The sequence below is a fragment of the Ferrovibrio sp. genome (genome assembly GCF_046297895.1).
In the GTDB taxonomy this organism is placed as follows: domain Bacteria; phylum Pseudomonadota; class Alphaproteobacteria; order Ferrovibrionales; family Ferrovibrionaceae; genus Ferrovibrio.
In genome coordinates this window covers 25,960-46,055 of record NZ_JBKBHC010000001.1, presented here as the reverse complement: position 1 = coordinate 46,055, position 20,096 = coordinate 25,960, and the positions used below count along the sequence as shown (strand labels likewise).

The following is a 20,096-nucleotide window of genomic DNA, read 5'->3' as shown; positions in this document are numbered from 1 at the left end:
CGACAGGGCCCGGCGGGGGCCCGGCAGACCGACAGCGCGCGGCGCGCCCGGCGGAATTCAAAAATCCCCGGATGAAGTCCCCCCTCTCGGTCGTCAGGATCATTACCGCCGCAGGCCTGCCGGATCAGTCCGGCGGATGCCGCGCGACGGGCCGATCCGGCCGATGCCTGCCCCGAGAACCCAGGCGCGCCGCCGTTTGTTATTCGCGCGGGCGGCGCCGCGCCGCAGGAAAAATGCCTCATGGGCATGCGTATGCTGATCGATGCCACCCATCCGGAAGAAACCCGGGTCGTGGTGGTGAAGGGGACCCGTCTCGAGGAATTCGATTACGAGACCTCCACCAAACAGGTAAACAAGGGCAACATCTACCTGGCGCGGGTCACCCGCGTTGAGCCCTCGCTGCAGGCCGCGTTCGTCGAATATGGCGGCAACCGCCATGGCTTCCTGGCCTTCAGCGAAATCCACCCCGACTACTACCAGATCCCGATTGCCGACCGGCAGGCCCTGCTGGCGCAGCAGGCCGAGGAAGAAGCTGCCGCTGCCGCTGCCGAGGAAGCCGAACTGGCCGCCGAGGAAGCCCGCGCCGCCGCGCAGGCCGCCGCGGCCGAAGCCGGCGAGTCCCATGCCGACGACCATGGCATCGAAACCGTCGATGGCGATTTCGACACCGTCGAGGAGATCAAGCCCGAGGTTGCGAGCGAAGGCGCCGAGAGCGCGGCCCAGAGCACGGCCCAGAGCACGGCCTGGGGCGAGGCCAGCGCCGATGCGGCGGAAGCCGCCGGCGATGTCGCCGCGCCGGCCTACTGGAATGTGCCGGCCAGCGCCAGCCCGGCGCCGAGCCTCAGCGCGCCGGTCGATGATTACGCCGCGCCGCAGGCCGAGAACGACGATGCCGCGCCCGACGTGGCCGATGGCGAGGTCGCCCTGGCTGAATCGGGCATGGCCGAGGCCGGCCAGGCGGAAGACGGCCATGCCGAAGACGCCGCCGCCCGCGCCGAGGAAAACGGCAAGAGCGACGACGAGACCAGCGATGGCCGCCGGCGCCGCCGCGCCAATGCGTTCCGCCGCTACAAGATCCAGGAAGTCATCAAGCGCCGCCAGATCATGCTGGTGCAGGTGGTGAAGGAAGAGCGCGGCAACAAGGGCGCCGCGCTCACCACCTATCTGTCGCTGGCCGGCCGCTACTGCGTGCTGATGCCCAACACCGCGCGCGGCGGCGGCATTTCGCGCAAGATCCAGTCGCAGGCCGACCGCAAGCGCCTGAAGGCGATCACCGCCGAGCTGGACATCCAGGACGGCATGGGCGTGATCGTGCGCACCGCCGGCATGGAGCGCTCCAAGCCCGAGATCAAGCGCGACTTCGAATACCTGCTGCGCACCTGGGACAGCATCCGCGAGCGCACGCTGGAATCCTCGGCGCCGGCGCTGATCTACGAAGAGGCCGGGCTGATCAAGCGGTCGATCCGCGACCTGTATTCCGACCAGATCGACGAGGTGATCGTCGAGGGCGAGGAAGGCTATCGCTTCGCGCATGACTTCATGCAGATGCTGATGCCCAGCCATGCCGAACGCGTGAAGCAGTATCAGGACAAGATCCCGCTGTTCACCCGCTATCAGGTCGAGCAGCAGCTCGATGCGATGTTCTCGCCGACCGTGCAGTTGAAGTCGGGCGGCTACATCGTGATCAACCCGACCGAGGCGCTGGTTTCCATCGACGTGAACTCGGGCAAGTCCACCCGCGAGCACAACATCGAGGAAACCGCCTACAAGACCAATCTTGAGGCGGCTGAGGAAATCGCCCGCCAGCTCCGCCTGCGCGATCTCGCCGGCCTTGTGGTCATCGACTTCATCGACATGGAGGAGAACCGCAACATCCGCAAGGTCGAGCAGCGCCTGAAGGAATGCCTGCGCAACGACCGCGCGCGCATCCAGGTCGGCCGCATCTCGGGCTTCGGCCTCTTGGAGATGTCGCGCCAGCGCCTGCGGCCGAGCCTGATCGAAAGCTCGACCATGACCTGCCCGCATTGCCAGGGCCGCGGCTACGTGCGTTCGGTGGAATCCACCGCTTTGCAGGTTCTGCGCGCCATCGAGGAGGAGGGCATCCGCGACCGTTCGGCCGAGATCACCGTCTCGACCTCGGCGGAAGTGGCGATCTATCTGCTCAACCACAAGCGCGAGCGCCTGAGCGAGATCGAGCGCCGCTATGTGATGCGCGTGATCCTGGCCGCCGACGCCAGCCTGGTGCCGCCCGACTATCGCATCGAGCGCAACAAGCCGCGCCAGCCGGGCGAGGTCAATCGTCCCGAACTGGCGCCGCGCAGCGACGTTCAGCGTCCGATCACCCAGGAGTCGGCCTATGCCGAGGCCGATGACGCCGTCGCCGACGAGGCCGAAGGCGAGGAACTGCCGGCGCAGGCCGGTGCCGAGGGTGCCGAGGAGGATGGCGATGGCCGTCGTCGTCGTCGTCGTCGCCGTCGCCGTCGCGGCGGTCGCGATCGCGGCGAAGGTGTCGAGGCCGGCGCCGAAGGCGAGGTAGAGACCGACGAGACCGCGTCCGGCGAAGACGATGGTGCCGAAGCCGCCGCCGAGGATGCCGGCGGCGAGGACGATGCCCAGGACGGCCAGGATGAATCCGCCGCCGAGGCGCGCGAGGAAGAGGGCGGCGATGGTCGCCGTCGCCGTCGCGGTCGCCGCGGCGGTCGCCGCCGCCGCCGCGAGGATGGCGCTGCCGGCGAGGAACAGCCGGCGCCGCGTCAGGAGGCGCCGCGGTATGACGCGCCGCGTCAGCGCGACATCGCCCCGCCGGCCATGACCCCGGCCTCCATCGGCGCATTGCTCGACGGCCTGCCAGGTTATGAATTCGACGACGAGGAGCCCGCGCCTGCGCGTACGCCTCAGCCGGCCGCGAAGGCCGAAGCGGCCGCACCGGCTCCGCTTGCCGAGGCGCCGGCCGTCAGCGAGCAGCCCGCGCCTGCTCCGGCCGCCGAACCCGCGCCTGTCGCAGAATCCGCTCCGGTCAGCACCGGCCCGGTCTTCGAGACCGTGGTGATCAGCACCGATGGCAAGGCCGAGAAGGCCGAGGCCGCCGCGCCCGCCCCGAAGAAGGGCTGGTGGCGCCGGTGAGTCTTCCGGTGAGGGCTGCGGGCGAGCCGGCGATCCGCCGCGCATCGGCGGCTGACGAGGCGCGCCTCGGCGCGCTGCAGAAGCGGGCCTACGTGAAATATGTGCCGCGCATCGGCGCCGAGCCGCAGCCGATGGCGGAAACGGCGGCCGCGCTGCTGCAGGCTTATGAGGTCTGGGTCGTGGATGGTGTGGAAGATGGCCTGGCCGGCGCGCTGGTGCTGCGTTCGGCCGACGACCATCTGCTGATCTGGAGCGTGGCGGTCGATCCGACCCAGCAGGGCACCGGGCTGGGCCGCCGGCTGCTCGATTTCGCCGAAGAGCAGGCGCGGATGCGCGGCCTGGCCGAAATCCGCCTCTACACCAACGCGCAGTTCACCGAGAACCGCGAGCTCTATGCCCATCTCGGCTATGCCGAGACCGGCCTGGAAACCTTCGAGGGCCGCGAACTGGTGCATATGGCCAAGCCGCTGGCCGCGACCGCGTAGAACGCCGGGATTCTCAAAACCAGTGTTGTCACCCTCGGGCTTGGCCCGAGGGTCCACGGTTTCAGATTTTTAAAGCAACTCGTGGCTGCCCGGATCAAGTCCGGGCATGGCGGCATTTTGCAATGCCGTCACTTCCGCCAGTCCTTCAGCCGCTTCGCCGCCTCGATCATGCGCTCGGTGCTGCCGGCGAAGGAATAGCGCATGAAGTAATGGCCGCGGCCGCGGTCGAAATCGAATCCCGGCGTGGCGGCGATGCCGGTTTCGGCCAGCATGCGCTTGCAGAAATCGTTGGCATCATTGGTGAAGCGGCTGATGTCGGCATAGATGTAAAACGCGCCATCGGCCGGCGCCAGCCTGTCGAAACCCGCCTGCGGCAGTTCGTTCAGCAGGATCTCGCGGTTCTTCGCATAGCGTGCGACGTTTTCTTCCAGCTCGTCGTAAGCCGACATCGCCGCCACGCCGGCCACCTGGCTGATGCCGGGCGCCGAGATGTAGAAATTCTGCGTCAGGCATTCGATCGGGCGCAGCAGGCTTTCCGGCACCACCATCCAGCCCAGTCGCCAGCCGGTCATCGAGAAGTATTTGCTGAAGCTGTTGATCACGATGGCCTGGTCGGTCAGCGCCAGCACCGACTGCGCGCGGCCGTTATAGGTGATGCCGTGATAGATCTCGTCGACGATCAGCCAGCGGCCTTTGGCTTTGCAGTCGTCCACCAGCGCCTTCATCTCAGGCTCGCCCAGCATGGTGCCGGTCGGATTGGCGGGGCTGGCCACCAGCACGCCTTTCGCCTGCGGTGCCTGCGCGTTGATAAGCTGCGGCGTCGGCTGGAAGCGCGTTTCCGGCTCGGTCACGATCATCGCCGGATTGAGGTCGAGCGCCTTGAGGATGTTGCGATAGGCCGGATAGGCCGGCTCGCCCAACGCCACCGTGTCGCCGGCATCGAAGGCTGAGAGGAAGGCAAGCTGGAAGCCCGCCGAGGAGCCGGTGGTGACGACGATGCGCTCCGCCGGCACATCCAGGCCGTAATAGTTGCGGTAATGGCCCGAGATCGCCGCGCGCAGCTCCGGGATGCCCAGCGCCAGCGTATAGCCCAGCGGTTCGCGCTGCGCCGCCGCCGTGGCCGCCTCGATCGCCTTGCGCGGTGCCGCCGTGGAGGGCTGGCCGACTTCCATGTGGATCACGTCGCCGCCGGCGGCCTCGCGCGCGGCGGCGGCCTTCATCACCTCCATCACGAAGAAGGGATCGATGGCGCCGCGCCGCGACGGCGATGGAGGGGAAACCGACATGATCGACTCCGGACGGAAACGGGGTTCAGAACTGGCGGCCGAGACTCAGGCCATAGCCGCGCCGGTCGGCGGCGAAGCTGCAGGTCTCGGGCGACCGCGGCAGGCCGTTGCTGCAATAGGCCAGCGTCACGCGGCCGAGCCGGCCGAATTCGGCCAGGCTCAGTCCCCGGCTGCGCGCGGCGGCCAGTGCCGCCGGATCGGCGCCGGGTTCGTATTGCAGCGGCGCCTGCGGATTGGCCTGGAACAGGCGCGGCGCGGCCAGCGCGGGAATGGCGGGTTCCTTGGCGCCCTTGATGAAGGCGGCCTGCAGCACGCTGTAGGCCAGCGCCGCCGGCGCCGCCGCACCGCCGCTGGACCCGGCGGCGAAGAAGGATTGGCCGACGCGGCGGTTCATGCCGACCATGGCGCTGAGATAGGCGGACTCGTCGCCGGCGGCTCCGGGCGGCGCGGCGAACAGGATGCCGCTCTCGCGGCCGACCAGGCGGCTGCCATAGGCCGGCCCCATGCTGAAGGCGCAGGCCACGGCCAGGCCGTTGCGGTCGATCACCGACAGGCTGGCCGAACCGAAGCCATACATGGTGAGCGGCCCCTGGGCGCGATGGGCCTGGCCCAGCGCCGCGGCGAATTTCTCCGGCTTCAGGCTGGCGCTGCCGATCAGGCTGCCGCCGTCATAGGTCTGCTCGATCAGCCAGGCCGCCACCGCGCCGCCGGCCGCGTTGTTCAGCGTGTACAGGGTTACGTTGTTCTCGAACGGCACCTCGATGGGCTTGCCGATGCTCGCGGCATAGTCGCGCAGTTCTTCGGGCGTCAGGCTGCCGCCCAGCGCGCGGCTGTCGGCCAGCAGGGCCTGGGCAAGCTGGCCCTGATACAGGTCGGCCGGGCCGGCGGTGCGCAGGCGGCCCAGCGTGCCGGCCAGGGCCGGCTGCATGCGCCGTTCGCCTTCCTGCGGCACCAGGCCGCTGCGGGTGCCGAAGATCGGTGCAAGCGAGGGGCTGGCCGTCACCGGCGGCATGGTTTCCACCGCCGCCTGCACGAAGGCGCGGCTGGCCGGTTCGCCGAAGCGGGCGAGCTGCTCGGCCGGAGACACCACCGCCTCCCAGCGCAGCTTGCCATAGCGGCTCTGCAGCAGGCCGATGCCGCGCACGAGCGCCGGCACGGCCACATTGCCGCCATTCTTGGGCGCGATGATCGGAAACTCGATGGTTTCGGTGCGTTTGGCGACCGGGTCGGTCGCCACGCAGGCGCCGCCGGCGCCCAGACCACCGGCCGAGGGGTAGGTGACGGCATAGGCCAGCGCCGCGGCCGCCACCGCATCGCCGGCCGAGCCGCCGGCCGAAAGCACGTCGCGGGCCACCAGGGCGGCGCGCGGTTCGTCGGCCGCCACGCCGCCGATGAAGCCCTTCAGATAGTCGATCTGGCCGGCCTTCACCTTACTGTCGGAATTCGAGCAGCCGGCAACCAGGGCCGCCACTAACGCGAGAAGGATGCATTGACGCATGCCGGAGGGGCCCTTACCTAGGATGGATCGTCTTGCTTGGCCCGGATATCCGGGATTGGGACAATACTTCGCCATGGCCGTACGCTGGTCTTCCATGCGCCGTTCTCTCCGCCGTTCGCTCGCTGTCGGCTGTCTGCTGCTGACGGCCGCCGGGACGGTTCTGCCGACCGCCGCCGAGGCCCAGCGCCGCGGCGCTTCCCTGGTGCGCGACGCCGAGATCGAAAATACCATCCGCGCCTATGCCGCGCCACTCTTCGGCGCCGCCGGACTGTCGGGCGAGGCCATCTCGGTCCACCTGGTCAATGACCGCACCCTGAACGCCTTCGTCGCCGGCGGGCAGCGCATTTTCGTCAATACCGGCCTGCTGATCCGGGCCGAGCGCCCGGGCCAGGTGATCGGCGTGCTGGCCCATGAAATCGGCCATATCTCGGGTGGCCATCTCGCCCGCATGTACGACGCCATCGACACCGCGTCCACCGCCATGATCCTGTCCATGCTGTTCGGCGCCGCCGCCGCCGTCGCCGGCTCCGGCGAGGCCGCCGCGGCGGCCGTGCTGGGCGGCCAGCAGGTGGCCGAGCGCAGCTTCCTGGCCTTCACGCGTAGCCAGGAATCCGCCGCCGACCAGGCCGGCGCCACCTATCTGGAGCAAACCGGCCAGTCCGCCTCCGGCCTGGTCGAGTTTCTGCGCATCATCGGCGGGCAGGAAGCCCTGGCGGTCGAGCGCCAGGATCCCTATGTGCGCAGCCACCCGCTCACGCCCGACCGCGTCGCCGCGCTGGAATCGCGCATGCAGCGTTCGCCCTCGCGCAATGCCAAGGACAGTCCGGCGGATATCGAACGCTTCCGCCGCATGCAGGCCAAGCTGGTCGGGTATCTGGAGGGCCTGCCGGTCACGCTGCGCAAGTATCCCGAAAGCGACACCTCGCTCTATGGCCGCTATGCCCGCGCCTTCGCCTATTTCCGCGCGCTCGATTTCCAGCGTGGCCTGGCCGAAACCGACAGCCTGATCCGCGATTATCCCAACGATCCGTATTTCCATGAACTGAAGGCCGACATCCTGCTCAACATGGGCCGCGTCGCCGACTCGCTGCCGCCTGCGCAGGAGGCCTATCGCCTGGCGCCGAACGAGCCGCTGCTGGCGTTTGGCGTGGGCCAGCGCCTGGTGGCGATGAACGACGACAGCCGGCTGGACGAGGCGGTCGCCATCCTGCGCCAGGTCACCCTGCGCGAGCCCGACAGCGGCGCGGCCTGGCAGCAGCTAGCCACCGCCTATGGCCGCAAGAACGACATCGGCATGGCCTCGCTGGCCTCGGCCGAGCGTTATCTGGTGATGGGCAGCGCGCGCGATGCCGAGGGGCAGGCCGAACGTGCCGTGCGCCTGCTGAAGGAAGGTTCGCCCAGTTGGCTGCGCGCCCAGGACATCATCGCGGCGGCCAAGGATCTGCGCCGCCAGCAGCAGCGCCGGTGATCGGCGCCACCGCGGGCCCGTTTTCCTCACGGTCTTGTGCCTTGTTCCGCCGTCGTTGCCGCCGCATAGTCCGGCAGCTTTATCCAGAGGGTTTCTTTATGTCGCCGTTCCGCTTCCTTGTCGTCGCGTTCGTTCTGCTGCTGGCGGCCCCCGCCCCGAAACAGGCGCTGGCCCAGGTGCAGGCGCCCGCCTTTCCGGCCGAGCAGCGGGCCGCCGTGCGCGACGTGCTGGTCGATAATCCGGAGATCCTCGAGGTATTGCTGCGCCACCCCGAAATCCTGCAGGAAGCCAGCCATGTGCTGGTGAAGAAGGCCGAGGCCCAGCGTCAGGCGCTCACGTCCAACGCCAAGGCGCTGTTCGACGATGGCGTGTCGTTTGTCGCCGGCAATCCCAAGGGCGATGTCACGCTGGTCGAGTTCTTTGATTACCGCTGCGGCTATTGCAAGCAGGTGCTGCACAGCGTGATGACCCTGATCAAGGAAGATCCGAAACTGCGCGTCGTGCTCAAGGAACTGCCGGTGCTGGGGCCCGACAGCGTGCTGGCCTCGCGCGCCGCCGTTGCCTCGCTGGAGCAGGACAAGGGCGGCAAGTATCTCGCCTTCCACAATGCCATGATGGGCTTCCGCGGCCAGCTCACCGAGGCCGAGGTGTTTCGCCTCGCCGCAGCCAGCGGGCTGGATGTGACGAAGCTGAAGGCCGACATGGCCGCGCCCAAGGTTGAGCAGGTGATCCGCGCCAACCTGGCGCTGGCGGAAAAGCTGGGCATCAACGGCACGCCCGGCTTCGTGATCGGCCAGGAACTGATCCCCGGCGCCATCTCGCTGGATGCCATGCGCCAGCTTGTGAAGGCGGCGCGGGGGTGATGTTTCCGGGCTGACGAAAAAACCGTGGATGCCCGGGCTAAACCCGGGCATGACGGTTGTTTTTTGTCTCTGTTTTCAGACCTTTTCGTCATGGCCGGGCTTGACCCGGCCATCCACGACTTATTACTTTCCGCCCGACAAAAGTTGATGAAGGAAACAGTATGCGCGCCGAAATCAGGGCGATGGCCGATGAAATCCAGCAGTCGCTCGGACTGCTGAGGAGGTCTCTTTGACTGGGATAACGCAGTCAAGAAACTGGAAGAGCTGAATGCCCGGGCGGAGGATTCCGCCCTGTGGAACAATCCGGCCGAGGCCCAGGCCGTTCTGCGCGAGCGCAACCGGCTGGAGCGCGCGGTCAGCACCCAGCGCCGACTGGAAGCGGCCCTGAAAGACAACTGCGACCTGATCGAGCTGGGCGAGGCCGAGAACGACCAGGGCGTGGTCGACGAGGCCGAGGCGGCGATTGCCAGCCTGTCGAAGGAAGTGGCGCAGGCGCGGCTGGAGAGCCTGCTCTCGGGCGAGGCCGACGGCAACGACAGCTTCCTGGAAGTGCATGCCGGCGCCGGCGGCACCGAAAGCCAGGACTGGGCTTCGATGCTGCTGCGCATGTATGTGCGCTGGGCCGAGCGCCACGGCTACAAGGTCGAGTTCCAGGAAGAGAGCGAGGGCGAGGAGGCCGGCATCAAGTCGGCCACCATCAAGGTCTCGGGCCCCAATGCCTATGGCTGGCTGAAGAACGAGAGCGGCGTGCATCGGCTGGTGCGCATCTCGCCCTACGATTCCAACGCGCGCCGCCATACCAGCTTCGCCTCCGTCGGCGCCTATCCGGTGGTGGACGACACCATCGAGATCGAGGTGCTCGACAAGGATCTGCGCGTCGATACCTACCGCGCCTCGGGCGCCGGTGGCCAGCACGTCAACAAGACGGATTCGGCCGTGCGCATCACGCATATGCCGTCCGGCATCGTGGTGGCCTGCCAGACCAACAAGTCGCAGCACCGCAACCGCGACGAGGCGATGAAGATGCTGAAGGCGCGCCTCTATGAACGCGAATTGCAGAAGCGCGAGGCCGAGAAGCAGGCGGTGTTCGACTCCAAGACCGATATCGGCTGGGGCCACCAGATCCGCTCGTATGTCCTGCACCCCTACCAGATGGTGAAGGACCTGCGCACCGAGCTGGAAACCAGCGACACCCAGGGCGTGCTGGACGGCGACCTTGACGCCTTCATGGCCGCCCAGCTCGCGGCCAAGGTCGGTGGCGGCGACAAGGACGCGGCGTAAGCCTTTCCGCCACTACAATCGTCATGGCCGGGCTTGACCCGGCCATCCACGTCTTAGGTCAGTTCAGGCAAAAAAACTCGTGGATGCCCGGACCAAGTCCGGGCATGACTATGGGAAATGGATTCCACATCATCATCCGACCGCGTCGTCCTGCTGCATGGCCTGGCGCGTACGCCGCGCTCGATGGCGAAGCTGGCTCAGGCCTTGCTGCGCGAGGGTTATGCCGTCGAGGCCTGGGATTATCCCTCACGCCATCACGATTATGCCGGGCTGCTAGCCCTGCTGCGGCCGCGCATCGCCGCGCTGGCGGGCACGCAACGCACGCATTTCGCCAGAACGCATTTTGTTGGTCATTCGCTCGGCGGCCTGCTGCTGCGCAGCCTGTTGTCCGAACCCCTGCCGTTCCCCGCCGGCCGCCTTGTGCTGCTCGGCGTGCCCAATCGCGGCGCGTTGCCGGTGGCGCGGCTGCAGGCACGAAGCTGGTCGGCCCGTCTGCCCGAGTTGTTCGGCCGCCCGGCGCGCGAGCTTTATCGCGACGCGCCGTGGCTGGCAGACCTGCCCTGGCCGAAGCTGGAGACCGGCGCGATTGCCGGCACGCGGCGCTTCCATCCGCTGATCCCCAGCGCCTGGGTCAATCTGCTGCATGGCGCGACGGAAGACGGCGACGGCACGGTGGAAGTGGATTCCGCCCTGCCGCCGGCATTGACGCATGGATTGACGCTGCCGGTGGGGCACAGCTTCCTGCCCAACGATCCGCGCGTGATCGCCGCCGTGCAACGCTTCCTGAAAGAGGGCCGTTTCTAGGCCATAAAAAAGGCGGCCCGCAGGGGCCGCCTCTGGAACTGGATGAAGGAAGGGGAAGGGTCTTCAGCTCGTCGCCGTGGCGGCGCGGGCGGCGAGGCCGGGCAGGGCGCCCGACAGGCCGGTTTCGGCCGCGCCCTTGATCGCCTTCTGCACGGTCTTCTCGGTTTCTTCCTTGGCATCCGAGGAGGACACCACGCTCAGCTTGGCCACCATGTCGCGCGGGTTCTCGGCGAACTTGCACAGGCCTTCGATCTTGGCGCCGGCGGCAATCGAGAGCAGCTCGTGCCAGATGTCGCCGCGCACCTTCGCGGTCTTGTCCAGTTCCACCGACTTGGCGCGGATGCGGCCGATCACCTCGCCGCGGATCAGCACCTGGTCGGCCACCACCTCGCCCACCACCTTGGCATTCTCGCCGATGGCCAGCCGCACGGCGGTGACGTCGCCGTTGACCAGGCAGTCGATCTGCACCTCGCCTTCCGAGCTGAGGTCGCCGTTCACCGTCAGGCCGGCGCTCAGGATCGAGGGCGGCGCCTGCTTAGCGGCGGGCTGCGGGTTGGTCTTCTTGCTGTTTGAAAACATGATAGCCAGCCTCGATGAATTTGGCGGGATCGATCTGCTCGTCGTCGAGCAGCACTTCGTAATGCAGATGCTGACCGGTGCTGCGACCGGTCGAACCCATGGTGCCGAGCTGGCGTCCGTAGGCGACGGTCTCGCCAGCCTGCACGGAAATCGAGCTCAGGTGAGCATAACGCGTTTTCACGCCCAGGCCATGGTCGATTTCGACGGCGCGGCCATACGGGCCTTTGCGGCCGGCGAATACGACCACGCCGGGTGCGGTGGCAATCACCGGCGCGCGGTTCGGGCCGATGAAATCGGTGCCGGCATGGAAGGCCGGCTGCTTGGTGAAGGGATCAATGCGGCGGCCGAAGCTGGACGAGATTTCCGCCTCGCCGCCCATCGGCAGCGCCAGCGGCAGGCGCTGGGCCAGCGCCATCAGTTCGCCCCAGCGGCCCAGCTTGCCTTCCAGGCTGTTGATGTCGCGGTCGACGGCATCCAGCGAGGCCGTCTGCGTGGGCGGCATGTCGAGGCTGCGCAGCGGGCCGCCGACGCCGACTTCGGCGCGTGCCTCGCTGGCGCGGGCCAGCATGCCGCCGATATCCAGCCCGGTGCGGCCCAGCGCCTTTTCCAGAGCGAGGATGCCCTGCTCGGTGCGATGGTTCAGTTCATCCAGCAATTCGCGCTGGCGGCCGCGCACCGCGAGGATGCGGGTCTCGATGTCGCGCGGCTTCACCGCCGGCACCGGCGGCTTGGCCTTCGACTCGCGCAGCATGCCTTCCAGATCCTCGATCGAGGCCGGGTCTTCGCTGGCGGCCGGCTTGACCGGCGCGGCGGCGGCCAGCCTGCTGCTGTCCGGCTTGGTGGTTTCGGCGGGCTTGGCGGCGGCCTTCGGCGCCGTCTTGCCGGCGTCTGTTGCCTTGCCGCCGTCCGCGGTATCGGACTGGCCGGTCGCGGGCAGGGCGGGGGCGCGCTGCTTCATCGCCATGTCGTAGAGGCGGCGATAGCGCTCCTCCAGGTCGCGCGAGGCGACGACGAAATTCTCCTGGCTCTTTTCGTAATCGGCGGCCAGGCGCTCATAGGCCAGGCTGAGTTCGGCGATGCGGCGGTCGCGGGTGTCGAGCAGGGCGTCGCGATAGAAGACGTTCACCGAGGCGTAGCCGATCCAGCCGGCGAAGGCGACGACGGCGGTGGCCATGGCGATCTGGGCACGACTGGAGAGCGCGACGTAACGCACGTCGCCGCGGCTCCGGAAAATGATCTGCCGCTCTGGGAACAGGCGGTCGCGCAACTCCCGCCATTGCCGTCTCGCGCGTCGCGTCACTAAGCCCCCCGTATTGTCTTGAAAATCCGCTCGCCTCTGGCTGAGGCAGATTAGGGCTTATTTGGCTTGGTTAATGCAAGAAAGAATCTGTTACGAATGTCGGAAAAACACGCGCGAACACAGACTTAACCCGTGTCGCGCGTGTTATCCACAGAGTGTGGATAAGGGCGGCAAGCGCTTGATTCTACAGCGCCTGCGCTGCCTTCAGCACCGAGTCCACATGGCCAGGGACTTTGACCTTGCGCCAGATCGCCGCAATCTTCCCTGTACGGTCGATCAGGAATGTGGACCGTTCGATGCCCATATAGGTGCGCCCGTACATGCTTTTCTCAACCCAGGCGCCATACGACTCGGTCGCCGCACCCGACTCGTCGGCGGCCAGGATCACCTTCAGTTTGTGCTTGTCCTTGAATTTGTCGTGGCTCTTGGCGCTGTCGCGCGAGCAGCCGATCACCACCGCGCCCAGCTTGTCGAATTTCGCCATCGCCGCCGTGAAGTCGATGGCCTCCTTGGTGCATCCCGACGTGTCGTCCTTGGGATAGAAATACAGCACCACGATCTTGCCCTTCAGTTCGGCCAGCGAGATCTTGCCGCCGCCATCGGTGGGCATGGAAAAGGCGGGTGCCTTGTCGCCGACGTTCAAACCGGCGCTGCCGGTTTGAACGTCGGCAGCCTTCGGCGCGGCCGGCTTTTTCGCCGCCGGCGTCTTCACGGCGGCCGTCTTCGCGGCGGGTTTCTTCGCGGCGGATTTCTTTTTTGCGGTTGGTTTCTTTTTAGCGGTGGTTGCCATCGTCCTGTCCTGTGCGGTTGGAATCCGGATTGAGCGAATCTGCCAGCGAGAGATAGGGGGCGGCCGGCTGCTCGACCAGGGTGACGAACAGCCTGTGTACCTGGCGCTGGCAATCCTCCAGCCGTTCGCTCAGGCCATCCAGGCTGCTGTCGCCCGTCAGTTGCGGCAGGCGCTTGGCCAGCGCCGGCGGCCACGAAGCGGGATCGCCGGCCTCCTCGCGGCCGGCCAGCCGCGTCACCGCCAGCAGGGTGGCGTAAAGCGGCCCGGCCAGGCGCAGCACGCGCAGCGCCTTGGCTTCCAGCAGGCCGGCCTGCGCCATTGCCTCCAGCGCCTGCAGCGGATGGGCCAACAGGATATCCGCATGCGCCGCGCCATGGCGCAGCAGCAGGTATTGCAGGATGAATTCCAGGTCGACCAGGCCGCCGCGGCTCTGCTTCAGGTCCCAGATGCCCTTGCCCTGCTTCTGCGCCGCCAGTCGCGCGCGCATGCTCGCCACGTTGGCCAGCAGGCGTTTCTCGTCGCGCTTCGCGGTCAGGATTTCCTGCCGCACCTTGTCGAAGCGCGTCGCCAGCTTTGCATCGCCGCAGACCACGCGGGCCCGGGTCAGCGCCATATGCTCCCAGGTCCACGCCTCGGTGCGCTGATACTCGGCAAAGGCATCCAGCTTGATGGCGATGGGTCCGGCGCCGCCGCTGGGCCGCAGGCGCATGTCGATCTCATACAGCCGGCCCTCACCGGTCATCGCCGTGATCGCGTTGATGAAGCGCTGGCACAGCCGCGCGAAATACAGGCCCGGCGTCAGCGGCCGCGCGCCGCTGGACTCGCCGGCATTCTCCGGGCAGTCGAAGACCAGCACCAGGTCGAGATCGGATTCCAGCGTCAGTTCGCGGCTACCCAGCCGGCCGAGGCCGATCAGGGCGAGCTGCATGTCGCGGATCTTGCCGTGCTGGGTGGCGAATTCGGCCACCACGCGATCCAGCAGTTCGGCCAGCACCGCATCGGCGACGCGGCTCAAGGCATCGCCCGCCGCCACACCGTCCAGCGTGCCACGCAGCAATCCGATGCCCACCTGCAGTTTCAGTTCGGTGGTCCAGCGCCGGGTCCAGTCCAGCACGTCCTGGAAATCGCGTGCCGCCGACAGCTGCCGCTTCAGGCTGGCTGTCAGGGTTGCGGCATCGAAGCTCGGCGGATGTTCGGCATATTCCAGCAGGCTGTCGAACAGGGCGGCATTCTGCGACAGCGTCTCGGCCAGTTGCGGCGCGGCGGCCAGCACCTCGGCCAGGGTGTCGAGCACGGCCGGATTGGCCTGCAGCAGGGCGAAAAGCTGCACGCCGGCCGGCAGGCTGGCGAGGAAATGGTCGAACCGGCGGATCGCCACGTCAGGGCTGCCGGTGCGGGAAAAGGCTTCCAGCAGGTTCGGCATGATGGCAGTGAGTTTCTCGCGCGCGCGCTCCGAGCGCATGGCGCGATAGCGGCCGAAATGCCAGCCGCGGATCATCGCGGCGATCTCGGGCGGATCGGAGAAGCCCAGGCCACTCAGCGTCTTCAGCGTCTCAGGGTCGTCGTCGGTGCCGGTGAACACCAGGCTGCCGGTTTCTGCGCCCAGCGACGGCGCCTCGCTGAACAGGTCGTCGTAATAGCGCTTCACCCGCGCCAGCACGGCCAGCAGGCCGTCGCGGAAAGCCTGCGGGTTCTTCTCGCCCAGAAAGCAGGCCAGGTGGTCGATGTTGCGCGGCAGGGTATGCGTCTGCTCGTCGGCGATCATCTGCAGGCGATGCTCCACCCGGCGCAGGTAGCGGTAATCCTCGATCAGTTCGTCGCACACGGCCTGGCTCAGTCGCTCGGTGGCGACCAGCGCGCGCAGCGCGTCGCAGGTGGGGGCAGCGCGCAGGCGCGTATCGCGCCCGCCGGCGATGAGCTGCTGGGTCTGGGCGAAGAACTCGATCTCGCGGATGCCGCCGCGCCCGACCTTGATGTTGTGGCCCTCCACCGCGATCTCGGCATGGCCCTTGTGGGCATGGATCTGGCGCTTGATCGAATGGATGTCCTCGATGGCGGCGAAATCCAGGTTCTTGCGCCACACATAAGGCGTCAGGCGCTGCAGAAAGCCCTGGCCCGCCTTGATGTCGCCGCCGACTGGCCGCGCCTTGATCATCGCCGCACGTTCCCAGTTCTGGCCGAAGCTTTCGTAATAGGTCTCGGCGGCCGCCATGGAGAGCGCCACCGGCGTCGAGCCCGGATCGGGCCGCAGCCGCAGGTCGGTGCGGAACACATAGCCGTCCTCGGTGCGGTCATGCAGCAGGCGGAACATCTGCTGCGTCAGCCGCACGAAGCATTCCAGCGGCGTCTTGCGGCCGGTGTAGCGCACCACCTCCTGGTCGAACAGCATGATCAGGTCGATGTCGCTGGAATAATTCAGCTCGCGCGCGCCCAGCTTGCCCATCCCTAAGGCCACGAAGCCCGAGCCGCGGCAGGGGTCTTTCTTTGCATCCGGCAGCTTCAGTTCGCCCTGCGCGGCGGCCTGGCGCAGCAGCACGGCCATGGCGCTGTCGATGCTCAAACTGGCGAAGTCGCTCAGGCATCCGGTGATCTTCTCCAGCGGCCACAGGCCGGCGATGTCGGCCACGGCGATCGAGAGCGCGACGCGTTTCTTGGCCTGGCGCAGCGGTGCGGCCAGCGCCGCCGGTTCGTCGCAGCCGCGCACGAAATCCTGCACGGCTTTCATCGCCTGTTCGAAGGCGGCATCCGGGCCGCGCTCCAGCAGCACGGCCATGGTGGCGGGTTCGTCCAGCGCAAGCTGGGTCAGGAAGGGACTGTTGCCGAACAGGCAGGCCAGCAGGGCCCTGGCTCCTGGCTGGCTCTTGGAAGCGGGCTGCTTCGTTGCCGCGGCCAGGTGCTTCGCCAGGGTCCGGTCCGGCAACTCGGCCAGCATCTCGGCCCAGTGTTCGAAGCCGCGCGCCACGGCCTCGCCATCGAAGGGCCTGGGCAGGCCGGGCCATGCGATGCCGGCGCTGGGCGCGGTTTTTTTTGCCGCACCCGTCTTGCCGGCCGCCCCGGGCGTACCGATCTTTCCGGAAACGGTCTTTCGAGAGACCGTTTTTTTGCCGCCGGTCTTTTTGGGTCCGGTCTTTTTGGACCCGGCCTTTTTCGGCCCGGCTTTTTGGGCGCCGGCCCTTTTCGACGCGGCCGTTCTGGCGGCGGCTTTTTTCGCCGTACCGGATTTCGCCGCGCCGGATTTCGCCGTCTTGGCCGTGGACGTCTTTTTTCCGGGCCTGGCCGGTAATCGCTTGGTTGGCATGGCGTTTCCCTCGTGCCATGGGCGAAGTTCGGCTAAACTCGGCACAGGGTCAAGCAGCGGCCGCCCGCTGCGATCACAAAGCCTGTCCGGCCGTGGTCCGGCCGGCGGAGACGAGGACACGATACGTGGTTTTGCGATGGAGTCGGCTGCTGGTTCGCTCGGTTGTGGCGGTGGCGCTGACGCTGGTTGGTTTGGGCGGGCTGCTGGCCTGGCGTGTGGCGCAGGAACCGATTTCGGTCGGCTTCCTCATCCCCTATGTCAGCGAGGCGCTGGCCCTGCCGCAATTCGGCATCCGGGCCGATATGGGCGATCTGGTGCTGGCCTGGTCCGACCGCGATCAGAGCCTGCGCCTGCGCGTGCTGGACGTGCGCTATCGCGCCAGCGATGAACGCGTCGCGCTGCGCATCCCCTTCATCGACATGTCGCTCAGCGGCCCGTCACTGCTGCGCGGGGTGATCGCACCGCGTTACGTGTTCGCCAGCGGCATCGAGGCCCGACTGGTGCGCGACGCCCAGGGCCGCTTCCAGATCGGCCTGCCGGTCGAGGGCGACGGCCAGGCCGGCGCCACCACCGAGGCCGAGGAAATGCGCGGCCCGGCCGACATGCTGGCCACCAGCATGTTTGCCGGCGTGTTCGACCTGCTGTCGCGCCGTCCCGATCCGACCGATCCGCTCAGCCAGCTCGAGATGGTGTCGATGCTGGCCGAGCGGCTGGTGATCGAGGACTGGAAGCTGAACCAGCGCTGGGTCGTGCCCGGGGCGCAGCTTTCCTTCCGCCGCGGCGATGGCCATGTCTATGCCTCCGCGACCGGCGCGCTCGACTGGCGCAACCGCCGGGTCAACCTCACCGTCGGCGCCGACTACGTGGCGGCCGACCGTGCCGCCAGCGTGACCGTGCAGTTCGACAATGTCGAACCCTCCGATTTCGCCGATGTGGTGCCCGAACTGCAGCCGCTGGATTATTTCGCCGCGCCGCTGTCCGGCAGCCTGACCCTGCGGGTGAACGAAAGCGGCGAGCAGCTCGGCCTCAATTTCGACCTGCATGCCGGCGCCGGCCGCATCCAGGCGCCGGATTTCCTCGCCGCCGCCCTCGACCTCGCCGAGGCGCGCTTCCGCGGCTATGCCGATGCCGCCAACGGCCGGCTTTATATCGACGAGGGCAGCATCGTGCTGGCCGACAATTTCCGCCTTTCCTTCGGCGGCTGGGTCAGCCGGGCCGAGGGCGAGCGCTACGGGCTCGACCTGAGGGGCCAGTTCTTCGACCTGCAGACCAACGCGCTGGCGCAATACTGGCCGGCGGACATGGCGAAGAACGCGCGCGACTGGGTCACGGCCAATATCCGCGGAGGCAGGATTCCGGCCGGCCGTTTCGAGGCGGTGCTCACGCCGGCGATGGTGGCCGGCGAGGAAAGGCTGCCGGCCAATGCCGTGAAGCTGGATTTCGCCTTCGAGGGGCTGCAGGTGGATTACCTGGCCCCGATGACCAGGCTGCAGGACGCGAAGGGCAGCGCGATGCTCAATGCCGATGCCCTCGACCTCACCGTCGAGACGGCTGCGGTGAACCTGCCGGCCGGCGCACTGCAGATCGGCCCCGGCCATGTGAAGATCACCGGCCTGCAGGATGCCGACCAGCATGCCGAGATCAGCAGCGCGGCGCGCGGCAAGAGCGCCACCGTGCTGGCGCTGCTCGACCAGAAGCCGCTCGGCTTCCCCTCGCGGCTGGGCATCAAGCCGGCCGGCGTGGCCGGCGACGCGGTCGTGAAATGGCGCCTGAAATTCCCGCTGCTCAACGCGCTGAAGACCGAGGATGTCGCGGTGACGGCGGAGGCCGACCTCGCCGCGCTCGGCATGGACGGCCTGATGGGCCGCTATCGCCTGACCGACGGCGAGATGAAGCTGAAGGTCGACACCCGGGCGCTGGAGGCCAGCGGCAGGGCGGCACTGAACGGCGTGCCGCTGCAGGTCTTCTGGCGGCAGGAATTCAATGCCCGCGTCGCCGTGCCGGCGCGCTACCGGTTGCAGGGCCGCATCGACGAGGCGCAGCGCAAGGCGCTGGGCTATCCGCTGGCGCCCTATATCGACGGGCCGGTCGACGCCACCATGGAGATCGAGGAGCGGCGCGGCGGCGAAACCGCCATCGGCGGCGAATTCGACCTGAAGGATGCCACGCTGGTGGTTGCCGAGGCGCATATGGGCAAGCCGGCGGGCACGCCCGGCCAGGGCCGCGTGCAGATCCGCACCCGCGCCGGGCAGCCGGTGCTGTTCGACCTGATCGAACTGAGCGGTCCCGCGCTGTCGGGCCGCGCCAGGGCGCAGCTTGATGCGAATGGCGGCTGGAGCGCCGAGATCGCCAGCCTGCAATACGGCAGCAACGACGCGCGCGGCCGCATCGGCTATGCCGCCAACGGCGACGCGCGGATCGAACTGAGCGGCAAGCGCTTCGACCTGCGGCCGTTCGTGCGTGACGTGTTTGCCGACGAGTCCGAGCCCGGCCAGGTCAAGCCGCGCCTGACCCTGGACCTGCGGCTGGACGAGGCGCAGGTCGAGGACGACCTGGAGATGCGCAACCTGTCGCTCAGCGTGCAGCGCGAGCCGAAGCGGCTGGAGCGCGTCAGCCTCACCGGCGGTTTCGCCACCACCGGCGGAGTCGCCTTCTTCATCACGCCGGCGCTGGAAGGGCGCTCGCTGCGGCTCGATTCCGACAATGCCGGCGCCATGCTGCATTTCCTCGGCATCACCAACATGCAGGGCGGCAGCATGCAGATCAATGCCGCCTACGACGACACCAAGGCCAACCAGCCGCTGGCCGGCCGCATGACGCTGCAGAACGTGCGCGCGGTGCGCGCGCCCTTCCTGGCGCGGCTACTCGGCATCGGCTCTTTCGCCGGCCTTTCCGCGCTGCTGTCGGGCGAGGGCATCCTGTTCCAGACCGGCGAGGTGCCGTTTGTGCAGAAGGACGGCGTGCTGACCCTGCAGCCCGCGCGTCTGTCCGGCCCGCAGCTCGGCATCACCTTCGAGGGCAACATCTACGACCGTACCGACAGCATCAGCGTCACCGGCACGGCCGTGCCGGCCTTCGTGCTGAACACCATCCTGGGCCGGATCCCGCTGCTGGGCGACCTGTTCGTCGGCGACGGCATCATCGGCGTGAACTTCGCCGTCTCGGGCCCGAAGAACGATCCGCAGTTCAGCGTCAATCCGCTCTCGGCCATCGCGCCGGGCTTCCTGCGCCGCATCTTCCAGGCGCCGACCAACGATCCCAACGCGCCGCAGGCCGAACCGCCGCCGCCCGAACCCAGAACCACGCCCTGACGCGCATCGG

The 20,096-nt window shown here is 67.8% G+C and carries 13 protein-coding genes; 7 read left to right on the top strand and 6 right to left on the bottom strand.

The features are described from left to right. Positions 1 to 240 precede the first annotated feature (240 nt). Together ACK4FK_RS00210 and ACK4FK_RS00205 are read left to right on the top strand one after the other, a co-directional pair. On the top strand, positions 241 to 3,123 hold the full coding sequence (locus ACK4FK_RS00210; protein WP_409739465.1) for a ribonuclease E/G: 2,883 nt from the start codon (positions 241 to 243) through the stop codon (positions 3,121 to 3,123). Then, entirely contained in the window at positions 3,120 to 3,608 is a 489-nt protein-coding gene (locus tag ACK4FK_RS00205) for a GNAT family N-acetyltransferase (protein WP_409739462.1), read from the top strand. The genes ACK4FK_RS00210 and ACK4FK_RS00205 overlap by 4 nt, the downstream gene beginning before the upstream one ends. Positions 3,609 to 3,736: 128 nt before the next feature. Here the strand turns inward: ACK4FK_RS00205 and ACK4FK_RS00200 are convergent, their stop codons facing one another. Together ACK4FK_RS00200 and ACK4FK_RS00195 are read right to left on the bottom strand one after the other, a co-directional pair. Continuing rightward, positions 3,737 to 4,894, bottom strand: a complete 1,158-nt coding sequence (locus ACK4FK_RS00200) for a pyridoxal phosphate-dependent aminotransferase (RefSeq protein WP_409739460.1) — start codon at positions 4,892 to 4,894, stop codon at positions 3,737 to 3,739. 25 nt (positions 4,895 to 4,919) lie between these two features. Continuing rightward, positions 4,920 to 6,392: a gamma-glutamyltransferase gene (locus ACK4FK_RS00195; protein WP_409739458.1), complete on the bottom strand. Its 1,473-nt coding sequence runs from the start codon at positions 6,390 to 6,392 to the stop codon at positions 4,920 to 4,922. A gap of 94 nt (positions 6,393 to 6,486) precedes the next feature. On the opposite strand from ACK4FK_RS00195, the gene ACK4FK_RS00190 reads away from it, so the two are divergent. The 4 genes from ACK4FK_RS00190 to ACK4FK_RS00175 all read left to right on the top strand — a co-directional run bounded on the left by ACK4FK_RS00190 (position 6,487) and on the right by ACK4FK_RS00175 (position 10,808). Then, the gene (locus tag ACK4FK_RS00190; RefSeq protein WP_409739455.1) at positions 6,487 to 7,860 is read left to right on the top strand and encodes a M48 family metalloprotease; all 1,374 of its coding nucleotides are present in this window, start codon (positions 6,487 to 6,489) and stop codon (positions 7,858 to 7,860) included. A gap of 98 nt (positions 7,861 to 7,958) precedes the next feature. Next, positions 7,959 to 8,723, top strand: a complete 765-nt coding sequence (locus ACK4FK_RS00185) for a DsbA family protein (protein WP_409739452.1) — start codon at positions 7,959 to 7,961, stop codon at positions 8,721 to 8,723. Between the two features lie 161 nt (positions 8,724 to 8,884). Further along, positions 8,885 to 10,004, top strand: a protein-coding gene (prfB, locus tag ACK4FK_RS00180; protein WP_409739450.1) for a peptide chain release factor 2 whose coding sequence is annotated in 2 segments (ribosomal slippage) — positions 8,885 to 8,953 and positions 8,955 to 10,004 — 1,119 coding nt in all. Because the reading frame shifts where the segments join, the coding sequence is not laid out codon by codon here. Between the two features lie 117 nt (positions 10,005 to 10,121). Further along, the gene (locus ACK4FK_RS00175; RefSeq protein WP_409739447.1) at positions 10,122 to 10,808 is read left to right on the top strand and encodes an esterase/lipase family protein; all 687 of its coding nucleotides are present in this window, start codon (positions 10,122 to 10,124) and stop codon (positions 10,806 to 10,808) included. A 63-nt stretch (positions 10,809 to 10,871) separates the two neighbouring features. Here ACK4FK_RS00175 and ACK4FK_RS00170 read toward each other — a convergent pair whose 3' ends face one another. The 4 genes from ACK4FK_RS00170 to ACK4FK_RS00155 form a co-directional block, all read right to left on the bottom strand. Further along, on the bottom strand, positions 10,872 to 11,387 hold the full coding sequence (locus ACK4FK_RS00170) for a polymer-forming cytoskeletal protein (protein WP_409739444.1): 516 nt from the start codon (positions 11,385 to 11,387) through the stop codon (positions 10,872 to 10,874). Beyond that, entirely contained in the window at positions 11,344 to 12,600 is a 1,257-nt protein-coding gene (locus tag ACK4FK_RS00165) for a M23 family metallopeptidase (RefSeq protein WP_409739441.1), read from the bottom strand. The genes ACK4FK_RS00170 and ACK4FK_RS00165 overlap by 44 nt, the downstream gene beginning before the upstream one ends. A gap of 271 nt (positions 12,601 to 12,871) precedes the next feature. Continuing rightward, a complete protein-coding gene (locus ACK4FK_RS00160) occupies positions 12,872 to 13,330 on the bottom strand; it encodes a peroxiredoxin (protein WP_409740629.1) in 459 nt (152 codons plus the stop codon). Positions 13,331 to 13,460: 130 nt separating this feature from the next. Beyond that, on the bottom strand, positions 13,461 to 16,775 hold the full coding sequence (locus ACK4FK_RS00155) for a bifunctional [glutamine synthetase] adenylyltransferase/[glutamine synthetase]-adenylyl-L-tyrosine phosphorylase (RefSeq protein WP_409739438.1): 3,315 nt from the start codon (positions 16,773 to 16,775) through the stop codon (positions 13,461 to 13,463). Between the two features lie 125 nt (positions 16,776 to 16,900). On the opposite strand from ACK4FK_RS00155, the gene ACK4FK_RS00150 reads away from it, so the two are divergent. Then, on the top strand, positions 16,901 to 20,086 hold the full coding sequence (locus tag ACK4FK_RS00150; protein ID WP_409739435.1) for an AsmA-like C-terminal domain-containing protein: 3,186 nt from the start codon (positions 16,901 to 16,903) through the stop codon (positions 20,084 to 20,086). The last annotated feature ends 10 nt before the right edge of the window (positions 20,087 to 20,096 follow it).

Coding starts and splice junctions, on each gene's coding strand:
- ACK4FK_RS00195 (WP_409739458.1), bottom strand. CDS start 6,392: ATGCGTCAATGCATCCTTCTCGCGTTAGTGGCGGCCCTGGTTGCCGGC.
- ACK4FK_RS00175 (WP_409739447.1), top strand. CDS start 10,122: ATGGATTCCACATCATCATCCGACCGCGTCGTCCTGCTGCATGGCCTG.
- ACK4FK_RS00155 (WP_409739438.1), bottom strand. CDS start 16,775: ATGCCAACCAAGCGATTACCGGCCAGGCCCGGAAAAAAGACGTCCACG.
- ACK4FK_RS00185 (WP_409739452.1), top strand. CDS start 7,959: ATGTCGCCGTTCCGCTTCCTTGTCGTCGCGTTCGTTCTGCTGCTGGCG.
- ACK4FK_RS00200 (WP_409739460.1), bottom strand. CDS start 4,894: ATGTCGGTTTCCCCTCCATCGCCGTCGCGGCGCGGCGCCATCGATCCC.
- ACK4FK_RS00190 (WP_409739455.1), top strand. CDS start 6,487: ATGCGCCGTTCTCTCCGCCGTTCGCTCGCTGTCGGCTGTCTGCTGCTG.
- ACK4FK_RS00210 (WP_409739465.1), top strand. CDS start 241: ATGGGCATGCGTATGCTGATCGATGCCACCCATCCGGAAGAAACCCGG.
- ACK4FK_RS00170 (WP_409739444.1), bottom strand. CDS start 11,387: ATGTTTTCAAACAGCAAGAAGACCAACCCGCAGCCCGCCGCTAAGCAG.